This is a genomic window from Micromonospora aridisoli (assembly GCF_056150025.1).
This window is the reverse complement of sequence record NZ_JAXCFK010000012.1, coordinates 111,023-134,862: the sequence shown is the minus strand read 5'-3', so window position 1 is coordinate 134,862 and position 23,840 is coordinate 111,023. Positions and strand designations below refer to the sequence as shown.

At 71.7% G+C, this 23,840-nt stretch carries 24 protein-coding genes and 1 pseudogene; 7 read left to right on the top strand and 18 right to left on the bottom strand.

Annotated features, from left to right (window positions below; all coding sequences use genetic code 11):
• Nucleotides 1-125: 125 nt before the first annotated feature.
• The 4 genes from SM447_RS23700 to SM447_RS23685 form a co-directional block, all read right to left on the bottom strand.
• On the bottom strand, nucleotides 126-392 hold the full coding sequence (locus SM447_RS23700) for a GlsB/YeaQ/YmgE family stress response membrane protein (RefSeq protein WP_474575050.1): 267 nt from the start codon (nucleotides 390-392) through the stop codon (nucleotides 126-128).
• A 138-nt stretch (nucleotides 393-530) separates the two neighbouring features.
• Nucleotides 531-1,106 carry a GerMN domain-containing protein gene (locus SM447_RS23695; protein ID WP_474575049.1) on the bottom strand — a complete coding sequence of 192 codons (576 nt, stop codon included), beginning with the start codon at nucleotides 1,104-1,106 and terminating at the stop codon, nucleotides 531-533.
• Complete coding sequence (locus SM447_RS23690) at nucleotides 1,103-2,458, bottom strand: sensor histidine kinase (protein WP_474575048.1); 1,356 nt, start codon at nucleotides 2,456-2,458, stop codon at nucleotides 1,103-1,105. The genes SM447_RS23695 and SM447_RS23690 overlap by 4 nt, the downstream gene beginning before the upstream one ends.
• The gene (locus tag SM447_RS23685) at nucleotides 2,455-3,144 is read right to left on the bottom strand and encodes a response regulator transcription factor (RefSeq protein ID WP_474575047.1); all 690 of its coding nucleotides are present in this window, start codon (nucleotides 3,142-3,144) and stop codon (nucleotides 2,455-2,457) included. The genes SM447_RS23690 and SM447_RS23685 overlap by 4 nt, the downstream gene beginning before the upstream one ends.
• A gap of 151 nt (nucleotides 3,145-3,295) precedes the next feature.
• On the opposite strand from SM447_RS23685, the gene SM447_RS23680 reads away from it, so the two are divergent.
• The 6 genes and pseudogenes from SM447_RS23680 (at nucleotide 3,296) to SM447_RS23655 (ending at nucleotide 6,839) form a co-directional block, all read left to right on the top strand.
• Nucleotides 3,296-3,742: an STAS domain-containing protein gene (locus SM447_RS23680; protein ID WP_474575046.1), complete on the top strand. Its 447-nt coding sequence runs from the start codon at nucleotides 3,296-3,298 to the stop codon at nucleotides 3,740-3,742.
• A 29-nt stretch (nucleotides 3,743-3,771) separates the two neighbouring features.
• The gene (locus tag SM447_RS23675) at nucleotides 3,772-4,041 is read left to right on the top strand and encodes a GlsB/YeaQ/YmgE family stress response membrane protein (RefSeq protein WP_474575045.1); all 270 of its coding nucleotides are present in this window, start codon (nucleotides 3,772-3,774) and stop codon (nucleotides 4,039-4,041) included.
• Between the two features lie 86 nt (nucleotides 4,042-4,127).
• A pseudogene (locus SM447_RS23670) lies at nucleotides 4,128-4,679 on the top strand (STAS domain-containing protein); the annotation flags it as partial.
• Between the two features lie 221 nt (nucleotides 4,680-4,900).
• Nucleotides 4,901-5,695 carry a hypothetical protein gene (locus SM447_RS23665; RefSeq protein ID WP_474575044.1) on the top strand — a complete coding sequence of 265 codons (795 nt, stop codon included), beginning with the start codon at nucleotides 4,901-4,903 and terminating at the stop codon, nucleotides 5,693-5,695.
• A 68-nt stretch (nucleotides 5,696-5,763) separates the two neighbouring features.
• Nucleotides 5,764-6,327, top strand: coding sequence for a DUF6529 family protein (locus SM447_RS23660; RefSeq protein ID WP_474575152.1), 564 nt, complete (start codon nucleotides 5,764-5,766; stop codon nucleotides 6,325-6,327).
• A gap of 26 nt (nucleotides 6,328-6,353) precedes the next feature.
• Nucleotides 6,354-6,839: a Rieske (2Fe-2S) protein gene (locus SM447_RS23655; RefSeq protein WP_474575043.1), complete on the top strand. Its 486-nt coding sequence runs from the start codon at nucleotides 6,354-6,356 to the stop codon at nucleotides 6,837-6,839.
• Nucleotides 6,840-6,968: 129 nt separating this feature from the next.
• On the opposite strand, the gene SM447_RS23650 is transcribed toward SM447_RS23655, so the two are convergent.
• From SM447_RS23650 to SM447_RS23620, 7 genes are all read right to left on the bottom strand, one after another.
• Nucleotides 6,969-8,948: a cellulase family glycosylhydrolase gene (locus SM447_RS23650; protein WP_474575042.1), complete on the bottom strand. Its 1,980-nt coding sequence runs from the start codon at nucleotides 8,946-8,948 to the stop codon at nucleotides 6,969-6,971.
• Nucleotides 8,949-9,173: 225 nt separating this feature from the next.
• Complete coding sequence (gene urtE, locus SM447_RS23645) at nucleotides 9,174-9,857, bottom strand: urea ABC transporter ATP-binding subunit UrtE (protein ID WP_474575041.1); 684 nt, start codon at nucleotides 9,855-9,857, stop codon at nucleotides 9,174-9,176.
• A gap of 8 nt (nucleotides 9,858-9,865) precedes the next feature.
• Complete coding sequence (gene urtD, locus SM447_RS23640; RefSeq protein WP_474575040.1) at nucleotides 9,866-10,633, bottom strand: urea ABC transporter ATP-binding protein UrtD; 768 nt, start codon at nucleotides 10,631-10,633, stop codon at nucleotides 9,866-9,868.
• Nucleotides 10,630-11,793: an urea ABC transporter permease subunit UrtC gene (gene urtC / locus SM447_RS23635; RefSeq protein WP_474575039.1), complete on the bottom strand. Its 1,164-nt coding sequence runs from the start codon at nucleotides 11,791-11,793 to the stop codon at nucleotides 10,630-10,632. Before urtC ends, urtD begins: the two co-directional genes overlap by 4 nt.
• Nucleotides 11,790-12,677 carry an urea ABC transporter permease subunit UrtB gene (gene urtB / locus SM447_RS23630; RefSeq protein WP_474575038.1) on the bottom strand — a complete coding sequence of 296 codons (888 nt, stop codon included), beginning with the start codon at nucleotides 12,675-12,677 and terminating at the stop codon, nucleotides 11,790-11,792. Before urtB ends, urtC begins: the two co-directional genes overlap by 4 nt.
• A gap of 76 nt (nucleotides 12,678-12,753) precedes the next feature.
• A complete protein-coding gene (gene urtA / locus SM447_RS23625) occupies nucleotides 12,754-13,998 on the bottom strand; it encodes an urea ABC transporter substrate-binding protein (RefSeq protein WP_474575037.1) in 1,245 nt (414 codons plus the stop codon).
• 455 nt (nucleotides 13,999-14,453) lie between these two features.
• Complete coding sequence (locus tag SM447_RS23620) at nucleotides 14,454-15,581, bottom strand: substrate-binding domain-containing protein (RefSeq protein ID WP_474575036.1); 1,128 nt, start codon at nucleotides 15,579-15,581, stop codon at nucleotides 14,454-14,456.
• Between the two features lie 98 nt (nucleotides 15,582-15,679).
• On the opposite strand from SM447_RS23620, the gene SM447_RS23615 reads away from it, so the two are divergent.
• Nucleotides 15,680-16,123: a MarR family winged helix-turn-helix transcriptional regulator gene (locus SM447_RS23615; RefSeq protein ID WP_474575035.1), complete on the top strand. Its 444-nt coding sequence runs from the start codon at nucleotides 15,680-15,682 to the stop codon at nucleotides 16,121-16,123.
• A 70-nt stretch (nucleotides 16,124-16,193) separates the two neighbouring features.
• On the opposite strand, the gene SM447_RS23610 is transcribed toward SM447_RS23615, so the two are convergent.
• From SM447_RS23610 to SM447_RS23580, 7 genes are all read right to left on the bottom strand, one after another.
• Nucleotides 16,194-17,696 (bottom strand): hypothetical protein, encoded by a 1,503-nt coding sequence (locus tag SM447_RS23610; RefSeq protein ID WP_474575034.1) that lies wholly within the window; start codon nucleotides 17,694-17,696, stop codon nucleotides 16,194-16,196.
• Nucleotides 17,697-17,784: 88 nt separating this feature from the next.
• Entirely contained in the window at nucleotides 17,785-18,807 is a 1,023-nt protein-coding gene (locus tag SM447_RS23605; RefSeq protein WP_474575033.1) for a serine hydrolase, read from the bottom strand.
• Between the two features lie 106 nt (nucleotides 18,808-18,913).
• Nucleotides 18,914-19,879: a DUF6968 family protein gene (locus SM447_RS23600; protein ID WP_474575032.1), complete on the bottom strand. Its 966-nt coding sequence runs from the start codon at nucleotides 19,877-19,879 to the stop codon at nucleotides 18,914-18,916.
• On the bottom strand, nucleotides 19,857-20,639 hold the full coding sequence (locus SM447_RS23595; protein WP_474575031.1) for an urease accessory protein UreD: 783 nt from the start codon (nucleotides 20,637-20,639) through the stop codon (nucleotides 19,857-19,859). The genes SM447_RS23600 and SM447_RS23595 overlap by 23 nt, the downstream gene beginning before the upstream one ends.
• Nucleotides 20,639-21,397, bottom strand: a complete 759-nt coding sequence (gene ureG / locus SM447_RS23590; protein ID WP_474575030.1) for an urease accessory protein UreG — start codon at nucleotides 21,395-21,397, stop codon at nucleotides 20,639-20,641. Before ureG ends, SM447_RS23595 begins: the two co-directional genes overlap by 1 nt.
• A complete protein-coding gene (locus SM447_RS23585) occupies nucleotides 21,387-22,127 on the bottom strand; it encodes an urease accessory protein UreF (RefSeq protein ID WP_474575029.1) in 741 nt (246 codons plus the stop codon). Before SM447_RS23585 ends, ureG begins: the two co-directional genes overlap by 11 nt.
• Complete coding sequence (locus SM447_RS23580; RefSeq protein WP_474575028.1) at nucleotides 22,127-23,830, bottom strand: urease subunit alpha; 1,704 nt, start codon at nucleotides 23,828-23,830, stop codon at nucleotides 22,127-22,129. Before SM447_RS23580 ends, SM447_RS23585 begins: the two co-directional genes overlap by 1 nt.
• Between the last annotated feature and the right edge of the window lie 10 nt (nucleotides 23,831-23,840).

Sequence of the window (23,840 nt, the reverse complement as noted above, 5' to 3'; positions counted from 1 at the left end):
GCCGCCCGCACGCGCGTCGCCGACCGGGCCCGTGCCGGCCGCCCGTTGTCCTGGGGCGTGCGCCGGGTGCGCTGGCACGAAGCCGGCCCGCCCCGGTACGCGGGACGGGCCGGTTCGAGCGGACGTCAGCGGCGCCGGCCGTACGCTCCGGCCACGAGCGAGACGCCGACCGCGGCGAAGCCGATCTGGAGGAACAACTCGATCCAGTCCACGCCGCGGGTGTCGTCGACGCCGAGCACGCCGGCCAGCAGGGTGCCGAGGATCGCGGCCACGACACCGATCAGGATGGTCAGCAGGATCGGGATGCGCTGGCGGCCCGGCACGACGAGCCGGCCGAGGGCGCCGATGACGAGACCGATGATGATGGCGGTGAAGAAACCGGTGATTTCCACGAGAGCCGTCCCTCCGACGTCGAACTTGAGCGTCAGTCTGGTGCCCTGCTCAGCGGGCCCGTCAAACACCGCCGCCGGCCGTCGCCACGTTTGTCACGCAACCGTCACGGACCCGCAGAACTCCCGTCATCAGGCTGCTCAGCGTGGATTGATCAGGACGGCGTAGTCGGCCGCGGTGAGTGGGGCCGACGACAGCGAGCCGTCCGCCCGGGGGACGCTCAGCGGCGCGCCGCCCTCCAGGAACAGCACCGCCGTGACGTCGGTGCGGGCGCTGAGCGTGCAGACGATCTGTCCGTACGCCAGCAGCCCGTCACTGCGCCCGGTGTCCACGCCGGTGAGCACGACGGTGACGCGGGCCAACCCGTCGACGAGTTCGACCACCGCGCTGGTGAAGGCACCCGGGAGGGCGCTGGTCAGGCCGTCGTCGCGCTCGGCGGGGGTCGGTCCGGCCAGCAGGTCCCGCAACTGCGCGTCGAGTGCGGGCACCTGGTCGATGCGGCGGATCACCGGCACCAGGCGGTCGTCGCGGGAGAAGTAGAGCACCTCGGTGACCGCGCCGGTCTCGGCCGCCGTCGGTGCGGCCGTGGCGGTGTACGGGAAGGGGCCCGGTGGCGGGGTGACCGCCCGGGGACTGTCCTCGGCCGGCACGCCGCAACCGGCGAGCAGTATCAGCACGGCGGCGACCAGCGCGGCCCCGGCGCGGGCGCCGGTCACGACACGCTTCCCGGCAGGGTGACCCGGAACCGCGCGCCGCCCTCGGGGCGGTCGCTGACCGAGGCGTCTCCGCCGTGCGCGGCGGCGTGCTGGGCCACCAGCGCCAGCCCCAGGCCGGTGCCGTCGCCGCCGCCCCGGTAGTTCGCCGCCCGGCCACGGACGAAGCGGTCGAAGATCGCCTTGCGGTCCTCCATCGGCACTCCCGGGCCCTCGTCGTCGACCTCGATGACACCCGTGCCACCGGAGTGGGACAGGCGCACCGCGACCGGACCGGCGCCGTAACGCTCGGCGTTGTCGAGCAGATTGGTCAACACCTGGGTGACGCGGCGGCGGTCCACCCGCCAGGTGGCCGGTGTGCCCGCCGCCAGGTGGACCATCGACTCCGGCAGGTCCAGGTCCCGGCACGCCTGCCGGGCCAGGTCGGTCAGGTCGACCGGCTCGCGGTGCACCGGCTGATCGCTGCGGGCCAGATCCAGCAGGTCGTTGACCAACTGCTGGAAGCGTTCGATCTCGTCGGCCACCAGCCGGGCGGCGGTGGCGGTCCGCTCGTCCTGGCTCTCCCGACGACGGGCCAGCACACTGGCTGCCGCGGCGAGCGTCTGCAACGGCGAGCGCAGCTCGTGGCTGACGTCGGCGGCGAACCGCCGGTCCCGGTCGATCCGCCCGGCCAGCTCGTCGACCATCCGGTTGAAGGAGGTGGACAGCCGGGTCAGGTCCGGGTCGGTGTCCGGGGCGAGCCGGGTGGTGAAATCGCCGGCCGCGATCCGCTCGGCGGCGTCGGCGACGGCGGTCAGCGGGCGTAGTCCGTGTCGGGTGGCGTACCAGCCGAGGGCCGCCCCCGATCCGGCTACCATGATCGCCACCGCGGTGAGCGCCAGCGCCAGGATCTGGAAGGTCTGCTCCAGTTCCCGCAGCGAGGCGATCTCGTAGAAGGAGGCCGACTCCGACAGCGGCACGCCGACCAGCATGACGGGTTGGTCGTTGACCCGGACCCGCTGCACCGCCGGTTCTCCCGCCGAGACCAGGTCCTGCATCCGGGCCGGAATCGCGGCGGTGAGTCCGGTGTCGGCGCCGCGGGCGTACCAGTCGCCGTTCAGGTGGATCAACGGTCTGCGGCCGGTGCCGGTGTCCAACGCCCGCAGCGCCTCCACGACATCGGGGTTCTCGATGTTCAGACCCGCCCGGACCACCGCCGCGTCGTAGTACGCCGCCCGCAGGACGGTGCGTTCCCGCTCGTCGAGCAGGGTGCGGCGGGTCAGCTCGTACGACACCAGGGCCATCGAGGCGGACAGCAGCAGCGCACCGACCGCGAACGCGGCGGTGACCCGGGCACGCAGTCCGAGGCGTCTCATCGTTGGAGTTTGTAGCCCAGGCCGCGCAACGTCACCAGGTGCCGGGGGTTGGCCGGATCATCCTCGATCTTCTGACGCAGCCGGCCGACGTGCACGTCGACCAGTCGTTCGTCGCCGCTGTCGTACCCCCAGACGCGGCTGAGCAGCTGCTGGCGCGAGAGCACCCGGCCGGCGTGCTCGGCCAGCTCGCACAGCAGCCGGAACTCGGTACGGGTGACCGCCACCGGCTCACCGGACCGGCGCACCTCCCCCGCCTCGGGACTCACCTCCAGCTCACCGAAGGCGAGCACCGGCACCGGCTCCGGGCCGTCCGGTGCGGTCACCGCGCGACCGCGTCGGCGCAGCGCGCGCAGCCGGGCGGTCAGTTCCTTGATCGCCACCGGCTTGACCACGTAGTCGTCGGCGCCGGCTTCCAGGGCGGCGACGATGTCGTGGGTGTCGTCGCGGGCGCTGACGACGACGATCGGCACGTCGTCGTCGCGGCGCAGCTGACGGATGCCCTCGAAGCCGTCGATGCCGGGCAGCATCAGGTCGACCAGGACGTAGTCGGCGGGATCCCGGCGCTGCGTGCGCAGCCCCTCCTCGGCGGTCGCCGCTCCCCGGGCCTCGTAGCCCTCGTCCTCCAGAGCGAGCAGCAACGCCAACCGGATCCGGTCGTCGTCCTCGATCACCAGTACCGCTGTCATACCGGAATCATCCCCAAGCCCTCCCCGACCGACCAACCGCGATCGACATCAGGGGGTTTTGTCACTCAACTGTCATACGTCCGCGCGGTGCCCGCCAACCCCGCTGGGCAGGGTGAGAGCGACCTGGGGACTGTGAGAGGGGGCCCTCGACGTGACCGCGCCACGACGCCCCGAGTGCTCGGTGCCGCTGGTGGAGGTGTCCATCACCGAGTTCGACCTGGCCTGCCTGCCGGAGACCGGCGCGGTCTTCGACCAGCTGCTGGCCCTGCGTCCCCGGCAGGTGGTGATCGACCTGGCCGGCTGCCGGCACATCGACGCCGCCGCCATCGGCCTGCTGCTCGACATGCACCGCCGGATGCTCCGCGCCGGCGGCGTGCTGGCGGTGCGCAATCCGAACCCCCGCATCACCCGCATCCTGCAGACCGCCCGGCTGGATCAGATCCTGCCGGTGCACATCGACTCCGGCGCCGCCTCCGCCCCGGCGACCGACGCCGGAGTCGCCCCGGCGGTCGCCGCTGCGCCCGTGACCGCCGCACCGCCGCCGGAGGCACCGCGCGCTGCCGCGTACGGTCGCGCCGCGGTCACCGTCCGCACCTGACGCACCACATCGCGAGCACAAGGAGCAGCATGACCAGCGCCGGGATCGTCACGGCCCTCGCCATCGGCCTCGCCGTCGGTGCGTTGGGCCGGTTGGTCCTGCCCGGCCGCCCCAGCGTGCCGCTGTGGCTCACCATGACCATCGGCGCCGTCGCCGCGCTGCTCGGCGCGATCACCGCCTGGCTCACCGGCGTTCAAGGGTTCAGCCTGCTGGGCCTGGTGGTGCAGGCCGGGCTGGCCGCGGTCGCGGTGGTGATCGTGGTAGCCACCGCCGGAAAGGAACGCTCCGACTCCGTCTGAGGAGTCCGCACGGCGACGGCGCCCTCCGCCGCCGCCCCGAGTACGTACCCCGGCCGCACCGGCCGCGGCACCGGAGAGGAAGCAGGATGACCGTCGTACCGGACGACAACCTGATGACCCTGATCTGCGACGTCTGTGGTGAGACCACCACCGACACCGCTCGTGTGCTGCCCGACGCCGAGGTTGTCTGGACGCTGGTCTCCGACCACGGCTGGAGCGGTTCGCCGTTCGCCACCGGTCCGCACCGTTGCCCCCGGTGCAGTGCGCTGCCGCCGGGCACCGCGCCAGGCGATGGTGACCGTGACGGCGGCGGGTCGGGCGTCGTGGCCGAGCACATCGACGACGTCTCGCCGGTGCCCGTCGACGGCCACCTCGCCCCGGACCTCGGCGACGCGTTGCGAGCCGCGCTGCGCAGCGCGCTCGACGTGGGCGGCACCGTGGTGGTGGATCTGACCCACGTCCAGGTCATCGACTCGGCCGGGCTGGGCATGCTGGTCCGGGCGCACCGGGACGTACGCGAGCGTGGCGGGCGGCTGTGCCTCGCCGCGCCGTCGAGGTTCATCCGCACGGTGCTGCACACGATGAAGCTCGACGGGGTTTTCCCGATCTTCGACAGTCTCGACGGCGCCCTCGATCAACTGCGGACGGCCGCGCTGCACGACGGTGTCTCGGCGGGCATCACGCCGGTCGACGTGACACCGGCCGACGCGCCGCGTCCCGCCTCCGGGCCGCCGTCGGTGCCCAGGGCCCGTCGCCGCCCGGTCAACCGCGTCTCGGTCTGACCCATCGGGAGGTTCCGGGCGTTCCGATTGAACCGATCCACCACCTGCGCCGTACCTCAGGGCGAAGGGAGTGGCCCATGAAGCGCCTGACCCCGTTGCTCACCCTCCTGTCGGGGGCGGTGACGGCTGCCGTGCTGTTCACGATGAGTGCACAGGCATCCCCGCCGGGCACCCAACCCGCCGCCGGAGGAGGTCCACCGGCGGCCGCGCCGGCCCCGTCGGCCGATGTTGAGGCCGACACCGACGCCGAGGTGGACCCCGACGCGGCTCCGGCCGAGGAGGAATCGAGCGACGCCGACGCCCGGCGACCGGCCGGCACGTCACCACCGACGGATCCCGACGACTCGTCGGCCGGCACCGAGGTGACATCGGTCGAGCAGAACTGGATCGGTCAACTCGAGAACGGGGCCACCATCGCCATCACCGTGAAGAACGGCAAGGCCGAGGCGTACGTCTGTGACGGGCGGAGCATGGAGCTGTGGCTCTCCGGCACGGTGAAGGACGGGAAGATCGAACTGACCGGAGACGACGCCAAGCTGACGGGCGTGATCCGGGGCGACAGCGCCAGCGGTGAGATGATCGTCGGCGTGCGCCGCTGGAAGTTCACCGCCCGACCCGACGACACGTCGGCTGACGAGGCGGTGGTGAAGTCCGGTTCGGGGACCGCGCCGGCGATCTACCGGGTGGCCGACGAGACCCGCAAGGCCGGCTACGACGGTGGTTGGATCATGCTGCCGGACGGCACCCAGATCGGCATCGTGACCTGGAACGGCAAGCCCATTCCCGCACCGCCGCTGGATCCCGCCTTCAACAGCACGGTGGTCGACGGAGTGACCCTCCTCGCCGAACCGGTCGTCCCCGGGGCGCGGTGATGTCCCAGCACCGGCAGGGCGGGGCACGCACCGTGCCCCGCCGGGCGCCCGAGCCCATGGTCGAGGTGATGCGCGACTTCGGCGCTCCGCCGCCGAGTACGCCGAGGCGGCGGCCCTCGTTGCTGGTGCCGCTGGTGGTCGGGGCCGGGGTGGCGGTGGCGCTCGGCGTCTACGGGCGCACCCACACCCCGACCGGTATCGCGGTCAACGTGGCCGGCTTCTCCTCGCCGCTGACGGTGAAGGTGTGGCTCGGCACCGGAGCGGCGTTCTTCGCCGTCATCCAGTTGCTGTCCGCGCTGTCCATGTGGGGCCGGCTCGGCGGTTTCTCCCCGTCCTGGGCCGGCTCGGCGCACCGCTGGTCGGGCCGGGTCGCGTTCCTGCTCACCGTGCCGGTCGCGGTGCACTGCCTGTACGCGCTCGGCTTCGCCGACTACGACACCCGTACGCTGCTGCACTCCCTGCTGGGCTGCTTCTTCTTCGGGGCGTTCGCCACCAAGATGCTGACCCTGCCCAAGCGTGGCCTCGCCGGTTGGGTGCTGCCGGCCATCGGCGGCGTCGTGTTCGTCGTCCTGATGGGTGTCTTCCTGACCTCGTCGGTCTGGTACTTCACCACCTTCGGCATCCAGTTCTGACCCCTCGGAAAGGCAAGGCACCTCAGATGAACCACGAGCAGGCCGGCTGTTGCCGGTCGCGACGAGCCCTGCTGGCCGGCACCGGCGCGGTGGGTGTGGCCGCGCTGACCGGTTGCGCGACGTACGGTCAGCCGACGGCGGCGCCCGCGCCGCCGGCCGCGCCGGCCACCGGCAGCGTCGGCCCGTCCGGCAGCGCCACGCCGGAGGACGGCTCGGACGCGGGGCCGCCGGCGCTGGCCACGCTGGCCGACATTCCGGTCGGCGGCGGGCAGATCTTCGCCGATGCCGGCGTGGTGGTGACCCAGCCGACCGAGGGAACCATCAAGGCTTACTCCGCCACCTGCACCCACCAGGGCTGCACGGTCACCTCGGTCTCCGACGGCACCATCGTCTGTGCCTGCCACAACAGCGTGTTCGACATCGCCGACGGCTCGGTACGTAGCGGCCCGGCGGGGGCACCGCTGCCCGCCGCGAACGTCACCGTCGACGGGGACGCCATCCGGTTGGCCTGACCTGCGCGGCGATGCGAACGTGATGACGCGGCCCACCCAGGCCCGGGCCGCGCGGGGCCGTCCGAGGTGGCGTGGTGCCCCCGGACGGCCCCTGCCGCGCGCGGTACGCGCGGCAGGGGCCCGGACCGTTCAGGACGCGGTGCAGGTGAGGCCGCTCGGCGTACCCGATCCGTTGCCGGTCAGCCCGAAGGTGGTGCTGGCCCCGGCGGCGAGTTGCCCGTTGTACGGCTCGTTGCGGACCGTCACCGTGGTGCCCGAGGTGGTCAACCGCCCGTTCCACAGGGAGGTGACGGTGGTACCGGGCGGGGCGGTCCAGTTGACCGTCCAGCCGGTGATGGCCGCGGTGCCGGTGTTGCGCACGGTCACCTCGGCCTGATAGCCGCCCTGCCACGAGCCGGTGACCCGGTACGTCGCCGCGCAGCCCTGGTCGCCGCCGTTGCCGTTGCCGGCCGCGGTGGTCAACGTCAGTGCGGGTGACGCGGCCGAGACGTTGCCGGCCGCGTCCCGTGCCCGAACGCTGAACGTGTAGCTGGTCGACGCCGTCAGACCGGTCGCCCGGTAGGTGGTCCCCGAGACCGTGGCGACCACGCTGGTGGGTCCGGTGCCGGTGGCCCGCAGCACCTCGTACCCGGTGACCCCGACGTTGTCGGTCGAGGCGGCCCAGCTCAACGTCGCGCTGGTGGCGGTGACGTCGGTGGCGGCGGGACGCCCCGGCGCGCTCGGCGCGGTGGTGTCACCGGGGCCGGGGCCGCCGGCGTACCGCTCGGCGAGGCTCATGCCGGTGGTGGAGTTGGCGCCGCCGAGCCGCACCTGGTGGTCGAGGCCGACGAACTTGCCGTTGTGCTGCCACAGCGCCGGCTTGAGCATCTGGTTGTACTTCGTCTCGTCCCAGCTCGCCCAGTCGTCGAGCAGCAGACCGCCGGTGTCACCCGAGTTGGGGTTGAGGCACCAGAACGTGTGGTGGATGCCGTTCTCGATCATCAGATCGCGCAGCGCGGCCATCCAGCGGTCCTGTCGGGCGTCCTGGCCCAGCCGGCCGCCCCACTCGCCGACCAGCAGCGGCGCGATGTTCTGCTCGTGGATGTAGAACCAGTTCGGCCGCCACACGTCGTTGGTCAGCGAGGTCTTGTCGAAGTCACCGGCGAACCAGGGCTGCTCGTACACCAGCGGTCCGTAGTCGTGCGGCGAGTAGACGAGCTGGTCCTGCTGCGCGCCGAGGTTGACCGGGTGCTCGGCGACGCCGCGCAGGTTGCCGCCCCACCAGTTGTAGTGGTAGTTGGGGGTGCGGTCCGGGTTGGTGTTCGGCGAGTTCCAGGTGGCACCGGCGCGCGGGTAGATCTCGATGCCCTCGCAGAGGATCAGCAGGTTCGGGTTGATCGCCAGGATCCGCCGGCCCGCCGTCTCACAGGCGTACTTGAAGTTGTCCTGGTCGGTGCTGGAGTCCCACTTGGCCCGCTGCGGATCACTCGGGGTGCCGTGCGGCTCGTTCTTGATGTCCATCGCGACGATCGTGTCGTTCGTGCGGTAGCGGGTGGTGATCCACTCCCAGCCCTGGAAGAACAGCTCCGGGGTGATGGTGCCCTTCCACCACACCGGGTACACGTGGCCGGAGTTGTCCGCCTCGGCGCTGTGCACGTCGAGCATGACCTTCAGACCGTACTTCTCGCACAGTCCGAGCCAGTGGTCGAAGACCTGGAGGTTGTTCATGCCCTCCAGCTCCGGGTTGACGTACGTGTTGACGTTCGGCCGGGTCGTCTGCCCGGCCTTCCACTCCAACAGCAGCTGGGTGGAGATGGGCACCCGGACGATGTTGATGCCGCGCTGGGCCATCTGGCGGGTGATCGACTCGAGGTTGCCCGACCACAGGCCGTGGAAGACCCGCTCGGTGGCGTTGAAGCCGAACCAGTTGGCCCCGGTGAGCCAGACCTGGTTGCCGGCCTCGTCGACGATCTTGTTGCCGTCGGTGTGCAGCCAGTCGGCCGTCGGCGCGGCGGCGGTGACGACCCCGGCGGCCGGTGCGGCGGCGCTGGCGGCCGGCGCGGCGGCGGTCAGGCCGAGCAGAGCCACGGCCGCCGTCGCGGCGGCCTGGAGTTTTCTACGTGCAGACATGCGACTTCCTCTGGTGGTGGGTGAGGAGCGAGCACGTCGAGAACCAGTCCTGCCCAGGGACCGTGGGAGCGCTTCCACGCACACCCTAGGCGCTCCACCCCCACAACGGAAGGCCCACCCCACAACCTCGGCGATCTTGCACTTTCCGTGGCCGCGAACCGGGATACACCACCCGTAACGGAGACCGAAAGTGCAAGATCGACGGGGTCGGGGTCGGGGGCGAGGTCAGACGGCGAGGGCCTCCCGCACGCTGCGCTCGGCGGTGGCGCCACCGGTGCCGGCGGAGGTGACGCGTCCGGACTCCAGCACGTGGTAGCGGTCGGCGACCCGCAGGGCGAACCCGAGGTGCTGCTCGACCAGGAGCACACTGAACCCGGTCTGGGCGATCAGCGCCACGATGCGGTCCTGGATCTCGGTCACCACCGATGGCTGGATGCCCTCGGTCGGCTCGTCGAGCATCAGCAGCCGGGGCCGGGTGATCAGCGCCCGTGCGATGGCCAGTTGTTGACGCTGGCCACCGGAGAGCAGCCCGGCCCGCCGACGCAGCAACGGACGCAGGGCCGGGAACAGGTCCAGCACCTCCGAGGTGGCCGCCGACCCGTCGCGGCGACCGTCGGCGACCAGGCGCAGGTTCTCCGCCGCGGTGAGATGCGGAAAGCACTGCTGCCCCTGCGGCACGTACGCGATTCCCCGGGCGACCCGTTCGTGCGGGGCCAGCCGCGTGATGTCCTCGCCGTCCAGTTCGACCCGTCCGGCGCGGGGACGCAGCAGGCCTGCGGCCACCCGCAGCAGGGTGGACTTGCCGGCCCCGTTGTGGCCGAGCACCGTGGCGACCCCGTCGGCGGGCACCGCCACGTCGACACCGTGCAGCACCCGGCTGCGCCCGTAGCCGGCGTGCACGTCGCGCATCGTGAGCATCATGCCTCCGTGGGCGTCGGGGCGGCGTCGACCGGGTGACCGAGGTAGACCTCCTGCACGCGCGGGTCGGCCTGCACCTGCGCGACGGTGCCCTCGCTGAGTACCCGGCCCGCGTGCAGCACGGTGACGGTCCGCGCGAAGCGCCGCAGGAAGTCCATGTCGTGCTCGATGACCACCACGGTGCGGTCCCGGCTGACCTTCTCCAGCAGTTGACCGGTGGCGTCGCGTTCCTCGTGGCTCATCCCGGCGACCGGCTCGTCGAGCAGCAGCAACCGGGTGTCCTGGACGAGCAGCATGCCGATCTCCAGCCACTGCTTCTGCCCGTGGGCGAGGGTGCCGGCGAGCTGCTCGGCCCGGCCCGCCAGGCCGATCACGTCGAGGGCCTCGGCCACCTCGTCGGGCACGCCGTGCCGCCGCCGCAGCAGCGTCGCCCAACCGCGCCGCGCACCGGCGGCGATGTCGAGGTTCTGCAGCACCGTCAGCTCCTCGAACACGGTCGAGGTCTGGAAGGTGCGGCCGACGCCGAGGCGGCTGATCCGGTGCACCGGTCGGCCGAGCAGCTCCCGGTCGCCGAAACGCACCGAGCCGGTGGCCCGGACCAGTCCGGTGACCGCGTCCACCAGGGTGGTCTTCCCGGCCCCGTTGGGTCCGATGAGGAACCGGATGTCACCGGGGGCGACGTCCAGGGAGACCCCGTCGACGGCGGTGAAGCCGTCGAAGCTGACCCGCAGGTCACGCACGTAGAGCCCGTGCAGCTGCCCGGTCACGCCGACCCCTCCCGCCGCCGAAGCCGAAGTCGACCGGGTCGGCCGGGCGGTGCGCCGTCGTCGCGGCGGCGGGCCAGGCCGATCAGCGACGCCAGCCCGCCGGGCAGGAACGCCACCACCACCACGAACAGCAGACCCTGAAGGTACGTCCAGGTGCCCGGGAAGCGTTCCGACAGGGCGGTACGCGCCCAGGCCACCGCGACCGCGCCGAGGACCGGGCCGAGCAGCGTGGCCCGTCCGCCGACGGCGACGCCGATGACGAACTCGATGGACGGGACGATCCCGATCAGCGCCGGGGAGATGATGCCGACCGCGGGCACGAACAGCGCCCCGGCCAGCCCGGCCATGCCGGCGGCGACCACGTACGCGACCAGCTTCACGGTGGCCGGGTCGTAGCCGAGGAAGCGGACCCGTTCCTCCGAGTCGCGTACGGCCACCAGCAGCTCGCCGTAGCGGCTCTGCATCAGGTGCCGGGCCAGGGCCAGCAGCGCCAACAGGGTGCCGGCGATGATGAAGTAGACCATCCGCTGGTTGACCGGGTCGTCCAGGTCGTAGCCGAAGAAGCCCTGGATGTCGGTGAGACCGTTGGTGCCGCCGGTGGTGCCCTGCTGACCGATCAGCAGGATGACCATGGCGGCGGCGAGGGCCTGGCTGAGGATGGCGAAGTAGGCACCCCGTACCCGACGGCGGAAGACCAGCGAGCCGAGCACGAAGGCGACCGCCATCGGCAGCAGCACCGTGGCGGGCAGGGCGAACCACGGGCTGGCGAACGGCCGCCACCACAGTGGCAACTCGTCGAGCTGCCCGTACAGCAGCATGAAGTCGGGCATGTTGCCGGGACCCGCGTCGGCGAGCTTGAGGTGCATGGCCATCGCGTAGCCGCCGAGGCCGAAGAAGACGCCCTGGCCGAGGGTGAGCATGCCGCCGCGCCCCCAGGCCAGGCCGATGCCGACCGCGACCATCGCCACGCAGAGGTACTTGGCCAGCAGGGAGAGGCGGAAGTCCGACAGCAGCAGCGGCGCGACGGCGAAGAGCAACGCCGCGCCGAAGGCGAACCCGGCGGCGGCCCGGAAGCGGTGCCGGGACGGACCGGCCGCCGGTCTGGTCGGTGCCGGCGCGGGGTCGGCGGCGGTGACGGGATCTCGGGCGACGGTGGTCATGCGAGGCTCCTGGTACGCAGGGTGAACAGGCCCTGGGGTCGCCACTGGAGGAACGCGACGATGGCGACGAAGACCATCACCTTGGCGACGCTGAGGGTGGTGAGGTACTCGCCGGTGGCCTGGAGCACGCCCAGGGCGAAGGCGACGATGACCGTGCCCTTGAGCTGCCCGATCCCACCGACCACGACGACCAGGAAGGCGTCGATGATTAGGTTGGTGCCCATGGTGGGGCCGATCGGCCCGAGCAGGGTGAGCGCCACCCCGGCGATGCCGGCCAGGCCCGAACCGATGAAGAAGGTCATCCGGTCCACCCGGGCGGTGGCGATGCCGGAGACGGCGGCGAGGTCCCGGTTCTGTACGACGGCGCGGATCCGGCGGCCAAGCGGGGTGACCCGCAGGGCGACGGTCAGCGCGACGACGGCACCACCGGCCAGGGCGAGGATGAACAGCCGGTTGTTGGCCACGGTGATGCCGCCGGGCAGCGCGATGTTGCCGGTGAGCAGTTCCGGGGCGCGGGTCTGGACGTTGGGGCTGCCGAAGATGTCCCGAGCCAGCTGTTGCAGGATCAACGACACCCCCCAGGTGACCAGGAGCGTGTCCAGCGGGCGGGCGTACAGGCGGCGGATCAGCAGCGTCTCCAGCAGCATGCCCATCGCGCCGGCCACCGCGAAGGCGACCGGCAGCGCGATCAGCAGCGACCAGCCGGCCGTGGTGATGACCTGTTGCAGGACGAAGGTGGTGTAGGCGCCGGCCATGATGAACTCGCCGTGGGCCATGTTGATCACGCCCATCTGGCCGAAGGTGAGAGCCAGGCCGAGCGCGATGAGCAGCAGCACGGCCCCGATGCTGACGCCGGTGAAGAGTTGGCCGATGAGAACTGTCACGGTGCGTACTCCGAACTGCTGATGTGGGGCGGTCCGGGCGGGACGCGCGGTCCCGCCCGGACCGGGGTGACGCCGGTCAGCTCAGGCCGCCGGCCCACGGGTAGCTCTTGAGGTACGGGTCGGGGGTGATCGGCTGGCCGGAGTTCCACACCTCGGTGATCAGCCCGTCCGCGCCGACCTTGCCGACGCGTGCCGTCTTGGCGATGTGCTGGGTGGCACCGTCCACGGTGACCAGTCCCTCGGGCGCCTCGAAGGTGATGCCGTCGGAGGCCTCGCGGACCTTCTCCACCTCGAAGGTGCCGGCCTTCTCGACCATCGCCTTCCACAGGTACACCGAGACGTACGCGGCCTCCATCGGGTCGCTGGTCGGCTTGTCCGCCCCGTACTTGGCCTTGTACGCCGCGACGAACTTCTCGTTCGCCGCTCCCGGGGTGGTCTGGTAGTAGTTCCAGGCGGTCAGCTGGCCCTCGAGGTACTGGGTGCCGATGCTCTTGACCTCCTCCTCGGCGATCGACACCGACACCACCGGCATGCTGGCGGCGGTCAGCCCGGCGGACTTGTACTCCTTGAAGAACGCCACGTTGCTGTCGCCGTTGAGGGTGTTGAAGACCGCGTCCGCGCCGGAGGACTTCACCTTGTTGGTGATGGTGCCGAACTCGGTGGACCCCAGCGGGGCGTAGTCCTCCCCCAGCACCTTCATCCCGTTCGCCTCCGCGTACGCCTTGATGATCTTGTTGGCGGTGCGCGGGAAGACGTAGTCGGAGCCGACGAGGTAGAGCGAGGTGGCGCCCTGCGCCTTGAGGTAGTCCAGGCCGGGAACGATCTGCTGGTTCGTCGTGGCTCCGGTGTAGAAGATGTACGGCGACTGCTCCAGGCCCTCGTACTGCACCGGGTAGAACAGCAGCGCCTTGTTCTTCTCGAACACCGGCTTGACGGCCTTGCGACTGGCGGAGGTCCAGCAGCCGAAGACAGCGGCCACGCGGTCCTCACGGATCAGTTTCTCGGCCTTCTCGGCGAAGGTCGGCCAGTCGGAGGCGCCGTCCTCGCCGACCGGCTGGATCTTCTTGCCGAGCACGCCCCCGGCCGCGTTGATCTCCTCGACCGCCAGCATGATCGAGTCCCGGACGGTCACCTCGCTGATGGCCATCGTGCCGGAGAGGGAGTTGAGCAGGCCCACCTTGACGGTGTCGCCGGAGACGTCGGCGCTCACCCCCGCGGCGGTGTTCCCGTCGGTGGTCTTGCTGCCGCACGCGGCCAACGCGGCCGCGGCGACCAGGGTCATGGCACCCGCCAGGATGCGGCGGCCCCGGATCAGTGTCATCAATTCTCCCTGCGTCGCGTGTGACGTCAGTCAGTGCCCGGGAACGGTCGTCGGCCCCGAGTGGAAGTGCGGATCTGTCTGAGTGCGGTGCGGTCCATCGGAACATTGCGCGCCATCCGGCACGGCGGGTGGACGCCGACCGGACGGCGATTCGGATATCGGGCAGGGAAAGCTTCGATCCGCTTCGTTGCGCGGATGTTTCCCAATCCTCAATAGACTGTTTCCGCTGGCCCGGCACACTCTGATCGAGGGCACGAAAAATGCCGGCACCTCACCGGGAAGAATCGGCGAAATGGCACCGGCAGACGATTATCAGCCGCAGTCGACTGCAGTTTCCGTCCATCACCGGACGGTGGCCACATCCGACACGACGGCCGGATGCTTCACGCAGGAAGTATCTTTGCGGCCGGCCGCCGGGCCTGTCAAGGCACGGTCAGGTCACGCGCGGACGGAGATCACAGTTCGGCCAGGACGGTGAAGTCCAGTCCGTCCGCCTCCGCCAGGTAGATGCGCTGGCGGACGTGCCGGCGACGCAGCCGCAACTCACCGCGCGGTCCGTCGTACGACACCACGTCGGCGGCGGCCTCCACGGCGCGTACGTCCAGTGTGCCGGCCTTGGCGATCAGCGCGGCCAGCAGCATCACGCCCTCGTAGCAGGACTCCCCCAGACTGCCCAGTGGCGGCGCCTCCAACCCGAACCGGCGGGCGAAGCTGCCGTGGAAGTCGAGGTTCTCCTGGGTGACCAGGCCGGCGAAGAAGCCCGCCGTGCTGAACAGGCCCCGGGTACCGGCGGCACCGCTGGCCAGCAGCATGTTCTCGTCCATCAGCGTGCTCAGGCGCAGACACCGCTGGTCCAGATTGGAGCGGGCGAACGCCCGGTTGAACCGGACCGCGTCGGCACCCACCAGGAGCATCAGCACCGCGTCGGCGTCGCTGTGCTCGATGCGGCGCAGCACCTCGGCGTAGTCGTGCGTCTCCAGCGGCAGGAAGTGCTGTCCGACCACGCGGCCGCCGCTGCGCAGCGCGTACCGGTGCGCGGCCCGGGTGGTGCGGCGCGGCCAGACGTAGTCGTTGCCGACCACGAACCAGCGCCGCACGCCGAGGTCCCCGGCCAGCACCCGCATCGCCGGCCACAGCTGCGCGTCCGGTGTCTCGCTGGTCAGGAAGACGCCCTCGGTGCGCTCACCACCCTCGTACAGGGCGGTGTAGACGTACGGCACCCGGTGCGCGATCCGAGGCGCCACCGCCTGGCGTACGGAGGAGATGTGCCAGCCGGTGACGCCCTGCACCGCGCCCATCGACACCAGCGCCTCCACCTCGGCGGCCACCTCGGCCGGCGGCGCACCGCCGTCGACCGGTACCAGCCGCAGCTCCCGGCCGAGCACCCCGCCGCGCCCGTTCAGTTCCTCCACCGCGAGCTGGGCGCAGAGTTCGCAGCTCGGGCCGAACATGCCGGCCGGTCCGCGCATCGGATAGACCAACGCGATGCTGACCACGCCCCGGTCGACGGTCAGCCAGGACGCCCCGGCGGTGATGCTCTCCCCCGCCTGCGGGCGCCCGGACCCCGGTGCCGGCGCGGACATGAACACATGGTGGCCGCCGCTGCTGATGAAGACCAGCCCTCCCCAGCCAGCGGGACATCTCGCTACCATGACAACCGCAACCGCCAGGCGGGAGTGCCATGTCAGACTTTCCCGGCTCCACAGCCGACCTGCTGCCCCTGCTCACCCGCGCCGAGCGGCTGCTCTCGCGCCGGGTCGGCGGGGTGCTCGCCACCGAGTCGCTCACCATCGAGGCGTGGCGGGTGCTCTGCCTGCTCGCCGACGGTCTCGGTCACCCGATGAGCGAGGTGGCCGCCGAGGCGTCGCTGCCGCCCGGGACCCTGACCAAGCTGGTCGACCAGCTCGTCGACCGCAACCTCGTGTTCCGCCGGGTCGATCCGATCGACCGCCGTCGCATCCGCGCGTACCTCACCGTCCGGGGTCGCCGCGAGCACGAGCGCCTCTCCGCCCGGATCCGCGACGAACTGGCCGAACTACCCGGTGACATCGACCTGGCGACACGCCTCGACGAGCTGATCCGGCACCTCGACCCCAAGCGCCGGCGCGCCCCGGTCGGCTCCTGACCGCGCTCGACCGTGTATCGCGCCGACGGTCCGGGCACCCACGACGGCGAGGCCACCGGCACGAGCGGGGTCAGAAGTGGCCGAAGCTGCTCGGCCAGGTGGTGGCGTGCCGGGTCGACGACCGGGAATCCGATGTCCGTGGTGCCGGCGCAGGCCACGGGTCGGGGCGACCGTTGCGTCGTGCGACGGTTTGGAAGTGTTCGTGCTCGTAGGGATAGGGCTGCGTGGCGAGGATGGCGCGTAGCCGGGTGCCGTCGGGGTCCTCACGGTCGTACCGCTCGAACTGCTCGGTGAGGAAGAGCATCGGCAGCGCTGATTCGTCGTCCTCCTCGGGCAGGTAGCCCGCGTCGACCACGGCCGCGACCGCCTCGGGCACCAGCGTGGCCGCGTGCTCCAGGATCGCCCTCCGCATCGGCTGGCGGCTGAATTCCTCGTCCGCAGGGTCGTCCAAGGGGCCGAGGTCGCGCAGGGACCGCCGGACGGATGCGGCCACGTCGTCCGGCAGATCCGTGTCCAGGATGTGCAGGACCCGATCGATGACGGCTTCCTCATCGACCTGCAACTCGTCGAGGACGTCCTCGTCCGCGCTCCCCCACTCGCCGGCGAAGCACGCCAGTTGCAGCACCCGCCCCTGCGGATCGGCCTCGCGGTAGGCCGCGAACTGCCGGGTGAGGAGCAGGAAGAGGGGCCGCCAGGCGGGGTGAGCCGGCTGATGCCCGGCGGCACGGACCGCGGCGGTCGCCTCGGTGTCACCGAGCATGGCCTGCTTACAGACCACGGCGACACCGTCTCGGGCCGACAGCTCCCGCAACGCGCGGCGGCACCGGTCGTGGACCTCGTCCGGCAGCCAGGTGTCGAGACACTCCAGCAGTCGCCGGGCCAGGGCAGCCTGGTCGAACGCCGGCAGCAGATCGAGCCGGTCCTTGACGAGCGGGAGCAGCGCCAGGTTGACGTCCCCGGGCTCGGCGGGCGGGCGGGGCAGGTGGGGGTTGGCGCAGACGATCCGCAGCAAGGCGGTCGGCTCGCCCGCGTACCACAGATTGCACAGGGTTTCGTGGCCGGGCGGTGCCGCGCCGACGTAGATCGAATCCAGCCGTGCCCGCACTCGGAACTCCATTTCCAGACCGTCGAGCAGCCCGGGCTGGTCGGTGACCGACATGAGGTCGGCCAGCCGTCGGCGCAGTTCGAGATCGGGGAACGCGAGGGCGGCCTGAACCAGCCGCCGCACGTAGGGGTCGCCCTCGTACAGGCCCAGCGGCGGGTCGGCGGCGGTCTGCGGAAGGCAGGCGGTCAACCGCACCTGCGGAAGGTACCCGGATGTGGGGTCGGGTTCGAGCAGGAACTCCAGCACCGGAGCGACCTGCTCCGGCCGCTCGTGATTGCCGAACCTGAAATACGCGTCGCTCAGCAGGAACCACGCACCACGCCAGACCCGGTCGCGAGCGGCGCCGCCGGCCGCCCACCACCGGTCGATTCGCGCCCGGGCGCGGGCGTTGCCCGCAAGGGCGGCGGCCAGCACGTACTGGCCGCGCCTGGGATCGCGGAACGTCCTGCGCCAGCGACGGAGCAGCATCACTCCATTATGCGTGCTCCGCTACTGCTCGTGACCAGACGGGAACCTGCGGGATTTGACGAAAGCCCCGGTTCGTGGGTTGGCCCGGTCAGCCACCGTTGACCGGGCGGAACTGCGGGACGGAGTGGCGGGCGCGGGGGGCGGGGTTGGTGGTCCGGCCGATGGCGTCGAACATGGTCCGGCCCAGTGCGGCGTGGGCGCGTACGGCCGGGTGGGTGCCGCCGTAGTTGTCCAGATCGCCGAGGGAGTCGGCGAAGAACGCGTACGTCAGGGTGGGCGCACCGGTCGCGTCGAACATGATCCCGACCTCGTGACGCGCCGCCCCCGAGGAGTCGTAGTCCGCACCGTACTTGGTGGCGACCCGGCTGCGCTCCGCAGAGGACATGTCGCGGCGGATCCCGTCGTGGTAGCCGTTGATCCAGCGCAGGATGCCAAGCAGGAAGTTGCTCGACCGGGCCGAGAGCAGGGTCTTGTTGGCCAGCCGCCACAGCAGGTCATGGGTCTCGCGCGGGGTGGTGACGCCGAGGAAGAACCGGTTCGGGTTGGCCACCGGCTCGACCCGGGTGTGGGTGAAGCCCTTGGCCGCCAGGATCTCGTTGATCTCCAGCGCCGGCACCACCCGACCGCACATCCGCACCGCCGTGTTGTCGGAGACGAGCAGCATCGCGGTGAGGAAGTTCGCCACCGTGACCTCGTCACCCCAGACCGTCTGGAGGAAGTAGATCCCGCTGCCGCCGAGGATGATGTCGGCGGTGAGATCGAGACGCTGGTCGAGCCGCAGCTCACCGCGGTCGATCTTGTCCATGACGGCCACCGCGACCGCGAGTTTCTGCACGCTGTACCCGTGCGTGATCCGATCGGCGTCGTCGGCGATCACGGGGTGGAGAGCACCGGCGGCGTCGACCATCGCGACGTGCGAGCGCCACACCCCGCCCGCCCGGGCCTTCTGGTGCCGGTACGCCCGCCGGATCACCTCGTGCGGCGACGTCGTGCCGGGGACCGGCGTGGTGTCGCCCCCCGGCGCGGCGGAGGCACCGGTTGGCGTCGCCGCCAGCGCCGCCGCTGCCGCACCGAAACCGATCGCGGCCCGACGACTGACCCGCTTCGTCATTGTCTCTCCCCCAGGGTCTCCGCTGACACCGGCGAGCACCGGCACCCGGTCCACCCTGCCATACGACCACAAAGGACGGTGCGTCATGGCCGCACCGGGGAGCGTGTCAGAGTGCGCTGATGCTCTCCGGGGCCCGTTCCCGGCGGGACAGCGCCCGCACCACCGCGAGGGGCCCGTGACGCCAGGCGGCGATCCGGGTGAGCAGGCCAGTTGTCAGCTCGGTCGCCTCCGCCGGCATCTCGGGCGTCGGCAGGTCCAGGCTGACCGCCAGATCGTCGGCGTGCACCACCAGCTCCAGCAACCGGGTCAGCAGGAAGTCGTCGACGGTCAGTCCCCAGTCGCCGAGGTCGACGATCCGGTAGGGCGGCTGTGCCGGCACCGTACGGCGCAGCTTCGCCAGAAACCCGTCGACCTCGGCGGCGAGTCGATCAGCGGTGGTCTCGGCGGCGGCTCGTTCACCCCGGTCGCGGATGTCGGTGTTGTCCGCCTCGTCGGCGCCGGTGGTGACCCAGGCGCTACCGGTGAAGTGCGCCAGGACGTCGATCGCGGTATTCCCGGGCGGCGCGTCGAGCAGCTCCGCCGTCCGGGTGATCTGGTTGGCGAGATGCCGGGCCAGCCCACCGACGGAGTAGTACGGCAGCGCACTCGGCATCATCCAACGCTCGGCGAGCACGGGCGTACGCAGCAGCGTGGCGGCGATGTCGGCGGCGGCGAGGTAGGCGTTCCGGGTGGTGACGTCCTGGGGCACCAGGCCCGGATCGACGCGCAGGCCGAGGTCCGGCTGTCCCAGCCAGTCCAGTCGAGCCGAGGTCTGCTCGGCGTGTTCGGTCAGCCTCAGCCGCGCGCTGTACGCGGCCAGCAGCATCGCCTGCAGGGAGTCCACCCCGAACGCGGCGTCGACCGCATCGTCGCCCAGCCCTTCGATCTGGAACGGGCAGCGCCAGTCACCGCCCGGCAATGGGTCGGGGTGCGGCCTGCCGAACCGAACGACCAGCTCCGACGCGCCACCGTCAGGAAGAACCATCGCGATCCGCCGCTCGGCGACGACCTCACCCAACTCGTACAACCCCACGTTCCCCTCCCCCGCCCGACGCAGCGATGGTATCCAGCGCGGTGTCCGGCTCGAGGTACTCCCGCAGGGTGTGGGCGTCCGGTGCGGTGGCGCTCCACAGGGTCGCCGGACCACCGGCAAGCGGTAGCCGGGCCCGCGTACCGCACACCGCGGGCGGCTCCTCCGGTCGGGCCGGGTCCAGGATCAGCAGTGAGCCGGTGGCGGGCGCGCCGGCCAGCACCGCCGGTCCGGCCCAACCGGCGGCGTTCGGCCCGACCGTCAGGGACTGCCGCAGCAGCGGCCACCCGTCCAGGTCGACCCAGGTGTTGATCTCGACATTGCCGGGCTGCTCGCCGTGTCGGCCGCAGATCAGCTCGTCCCGCCAGTGCAGCGTACCGCCCGCCGCGACGTCCACCCGTGCGTCGGCGACGTGCGCGCACCCGGCCGCCGCGACCAGCTGCTCGGGCAGCCAGTACAGGGCCGCCCGTTCGGCGACGGTGGCCCGGACCAGCATCCGGGACACCGCGCCGGGACGCCCCGGCAGCGCCATCGAGGCGGCCACGGTGTGCACGCGTACCGCCGCACCGGGGCCGACCTCCACGTCCAGCCGCAGGTCGTCGCCGGCCAGCGGCCCGGCCGCCCCGCCGACGACGTACACCGTGACACCACCGCCCGGGGCCGGCACCTGGCGCAGCAGCAGCGGGCTCTCACCGCGCACGTCGGCCAGCACGGTACGGCCGTGCCGGTCGCGCCGGGCCACCAGCCGGGCGGTGGCCCGCATCAGGCCTGCCCCGCCGGGACCGCTCGCCCGGCCGGGATGGACTGCGCGTCCGGGATGAACTGCGCGGCCCGGTGGTGGGCCAGTTCGTGACGGATCCAGCCGGCGACCTGGGTCGCCAGCGGGTCCTCGCTGATCGACTGGAACACCGTGGGCAGTTCGCCCCGACGGGCACGCGCGTCGCGGTCCATCACCGACAGGTCGGCACCGACCATCGGTGCCAGGTCGGTCTTGTTGATGACCAGCAGGTCGGCCGCGGTCACCCCGGGACCGCCTTTGCGGGGCACCTTGTCCCCGCCGGCCACGTCGACCACGAAGATCTGCCGGTCGACCAACCCTCGGCTGAACGTGGCGGTCAGGTTGTCACCGCCGCTCTCCACCAGCACCAGGTCCAGCGGTCCCAACGCGTCGGCCAACTCGTCGACGGCATCCAGGTTGGCGCCGATGTCGTCGCGGATCGCGGTGTGCGGGCAGCACCCCGTCTCCACCGCCCGGATCCGGGAAGGATCGAGCACCCCGGCCCGCTTGAGGAAGTCCGCGTCCTCGGTGGTGTAGATGTCGTTGGTCACCACACCCAGGCGCAGCTCTCCGGCGAAGGCCCGGCACAGCGCGGCGACCAGAGCGGTCTTGCCGGATCCGACCGGCCCGCCGATGCCGACCCGCAACGCCCGGCCGCCGGTGGGCAGCGGGGCGTGCGGGTCGACCCCGGGCTCGGGATGGGTGTGGGGAACGGACTCGTCGTGGTCGATTTCAGGACGCAAAGAGACGCACCTCCCAGGTGGCATGAGCTTCGGCGTGGATGTCGGCGAGCGGAGCGGCGGCGGCGGGCAGCCGCTCCGGTGGTTCCTCGGCGGCCCGCGCCGCCCGCGACGCGGTGGCGTCGCAGGCACCGGCGAGCCGCACCAGCAGAGCCTGCACCTGGTACGGGTCCAGACCGAGCAGGCGTACGGCGGCACTGGCCGAACCGGTCACCGTCGCGTGGACGGCGACCACGGCGACCTGTGCGGGATCGAGCCCGGCGGCGGCACCGACCAGCCCCAGCACGAGCGGCTGGTGTGGACCGTCCGGGGTGGCCGGCAGGTCGTCGAAGTCCGCCTGCGGCCAGATTTCCCGGCCCGCCCGCCGCAGCGCCCGGCCCTGCCGGCGGGAGACCGCCCGCTGGGCCGGCGAGGCGGTCCGGGCGTCCAGCTCGGCGTCGAGCCGGATGAGCGTGGGGCGGCGCTCCGACGGGACACCGGAGGGGATTGGATCCGCCGGGTGGTCGCCTGCCGAGCGTTCCGGCGTGCCGCGCGCCGCCCGACAGGAGGCCGCGGCGAAGGCCGCCGCGACCAACCCGGCGGTGGCGAGTCGTCCGCGCAGGTACTCCCCCAGCGTGGTCAGACCGGTCACCCGCCCGGCCGCGACGGCCGCCTCCAGACCGGCGGAGTGGGCGTGCGCGCCGGCCGGGAACCGCCCGTCGGACAGGAGCAGCAGCATGGTCGGGATGGCCATCAGAACAGGAAGTACCGCTGGGTCATGGGCAGTTCGGCCACCGGATCGGGCTCCACCACCACGCCGTCGATCCGCACGGTGAAGGTGTCCGGCTCGACCTCGATACGCGGCAGCGCCCCGTTCTCGGGCAGGTCGGTCTTGCCCCGGGACCGCACGTCGGTCACCGGCACCACCCGACGACGTACGTCCAGGCGCAGTCCGGCCTCCAGCGCCGCCGGTGCGACGAACGCCAGGCTGGTGGCGGCGGCCGCACCGCCGTACGCGCCGAACATCGGCCGGGGCAGCATCGGCTGCGGGGTGGGAATCGAGGCGTTCGCGTCACCCATCTGGGCGTACGCGATCATGCCGCCCTTGATGACCAGGTGCGGGCGTACGCCGAAGAACGCCGGCTCCCACAGCACCAGGTCGGCGAGCTTGCCCGGCTCCACCGACCCGATCTCGTGGTCGAGACCGTTGGCCATGGCCGCGCAGATGGTGTACTTCGCGACGTACCGACGGGCCCGGTGGTTGTCGGCGGCGCCGTCGCCGGGCAGCGCGCCCACCCTGGCCTTCATCACGTGCGCGCTCTGCCAGGTACGCAGCACGATCTCCCCGATCCGACCCATCGCCTGCGAGTCGGAGCCGATGATGGAGATCGCGCCGAGGTCGTGCAGCAGATCCTCGGCGGCCATGGTGGAGGGCCGGATGCGGCTCTCCGCGAAGGCCAGATCCTCCGGCACCGTCGGGTTGAGGTGGTGGCAGACCATCAGCATGTCGAGGTGCTCGGCCAGGGTGTTGCGGGTGTACGGGCGGGTCGGGTTGGTCGACGAGGGCAGCACGTTCGGCTCGCCGGCGACGGTGATGATGTCCGGCGCGTGCCCGCCCCCGGCCCCCTCGGTGTGGTACGAGTGGATCGCCCGACCGCCGATCGCACGCAGCGTGTCGGCGACGAACCCGGCCTCGTTGAGGGTGTCGGTGTGGATGGAGACCTGCACGCCGGAGGCGTCGGCGACGCGCAGGCAGGCGTCGATCGCCGCCGGGGTGGTGCCCCAGTCCTCGTGCAGCTTGAATCCGCCGGCCCCGGCCCGCAACTGCTCCCACAGCGCTTCCTCGGAGACGGTGTTGCCCTTGCCGAGCAGCAGCACGTTCACCGGGAACGTGTCGAGGGCCTCGTGCATCCGGGCCAGGTGCCACGCGTTCGGGGTGACGGTGGTGGCCCGGGTGCCCTCGGCCGGTCCGGTGCCGCCACCGACCAGGGTGGTGACCCCGCTGGCGAGCGCCTCAGTGACGGTCTGCGGGCAGATGAAGTGCACGTGCGTGTCGACCGCCCCGGCGGTGAGGATCCGACCATTGCCGGCGATCACCTCGGTGGCCGGGCCGATGACCAGGTCCGGATGGACGCCGTCCATCGTGTCCGGGTTGCCGGCCCGGCCCAGCGCGACGATCCGCCCGTCCCGCAGCCCGACATCGGCCTTCACCACCCCCCAGTGATCGAGGACGACCGCACCGGTGATGACGGTGTCCAGGGCGCCCTCGGCGCGGGTGGCCCGCGACTGGCCCATCGACTCCCGGATGACCTTGCCGCCGCCGAAGACCGCCTCGTCCCCACCGGCGCAGTGGTCGTGTTCGACCTCGATGAGCAGGTTCGTGTCGGCCAGCCGGATCCGGTCACCGGTGCTGGGTCCGTACAGAGCGACGTAGCGCTCCCGCTCCACGCTGCTCATGCCGGCACTC

Excerpts from the sequence above, each read along its gene's own strand:
- SM447_RS23690 (WP_474575048.1), bottom strand. The coding sequence starts at position 2,458 with ATGAGACGCCTCGGACTGCGTGCCCGGGTCACCGCCGCGTTCGCGGTC.
- SM447_RS23685 (WP_474575047.1), bottom strand. The coding sequence starts at position 3,144 with ATGACAGCGGTACTGGTGATCGAGGACGACGACCGGATCCGGTTGGCG.
- SM447_RS23675 (WP_474575045.1), top strand. The coding sequence starts at position 3,772 with ATGACCAGCGCCGGGATCGTCACGGCCCTCGCCATCGGCCTCGCCGTC.
- SM447_RS23665 (WP_474575044.1), top strand. The coding sequence starts at position 4,901 with ATGAAGCGCCTGACCCCGTTGCTCACCCTCCTGTCGGGGGCGGTGACG.
- SM447_RS23660 (WP_474575152.1), top strand. The coding sequence starts at position 5,764 with ATGCGCGACTTCGGCGCTCCGCCGCCGAGTACGCCGAGGCGGCGGCCC.
- SM447_RS23655 (WP_474575043.1), top strand. The coding sequence starts at position 6,354 with ATGAACCACGAGCAGGCCGGCTGTTGCCGGTCGCGACGAGCCCTGCTG.
- SM447_RS23650 (WP_474575042.1), bottom strand. The coding sequence starts at position 8,948 with ATGTCTGCACGTAGAAAACTCCAGGCCGCCGCGACGGCGGCCGTGGCT.
- urtE (WP_474575041.1), bottom strand. The coding sequence starts at position 9,857 with ATGCGCGACGTGCACGCCGGCTACGGGCGCAGCCGGGTGCTGCACGGT.
- urtC (WP_474575039.1), bottom strand. The coding sequence starts at position 11,793 with ATGACCACCGTCGCCCGAGATCCCGTCACCGCCGCCGACCCCGCGCCG.
- urtA (WP_474575037.1), bottom strand. The coding sequence starts at position 13,998 with ATGACACTGATCCGGGGCCGCCGCATCCTGGCGGGTGCCATGACCCTG.
- SM447_RS23620 (WP_474575036.1), bottom strand. The coding sequence starts at position 15,581 with ATGTCCGCGCCGGCACCGGGGTCCGGGCGCCCGCAGGCGGGGGAGAGC.
- SM447_RS23615 (WP_474575035.1), top strand. The coding sequence starts at position 15,680 with ATGTCAGACTTTCCCGGCTCCACAGCCGACCTGCTGCCCCTGCTCACC.
- SM447_RS23610 (WP_474575034.1), bottom strand. The coding sequence starts at position 17,696 with ATGCTGCTCCGTCGCTGGCGCAGGACGTTCCGCGATCCCAGGCGCGGC.
- SM447_RS23605 (WP_474575033.1), bottom strand. The coding sequence starts at position 18,807 with ATGACGAAGCGGGTCAGTCGTCGGGCCGCGATCGGTTTCGGTGCGGCA.
- SM447_RS23595 (WP_474575031.1), bottom strand. The coding sequence starts at position 20,639 with ATGCGGGCCACCGCCCGGCTGGTGGCCCGGCGCGACCGGCACGGCCGT.
- SM447_RS23585 (WP_474575029.1), bottom strand. The coding sequence starts at position 22,127 with ATGGCCATCCCGACCATGCTGCTGCTCCTGTCCGACGGGCGGTTCCCG.
- SM447_RS23580 (WP_474575028.1), bottom strand. The coding sequence starts at position 23,830 with ATGAGCAGCGTGGAGCGGGAGCGCTACGTCGCTCTGTACGGACCCAGC.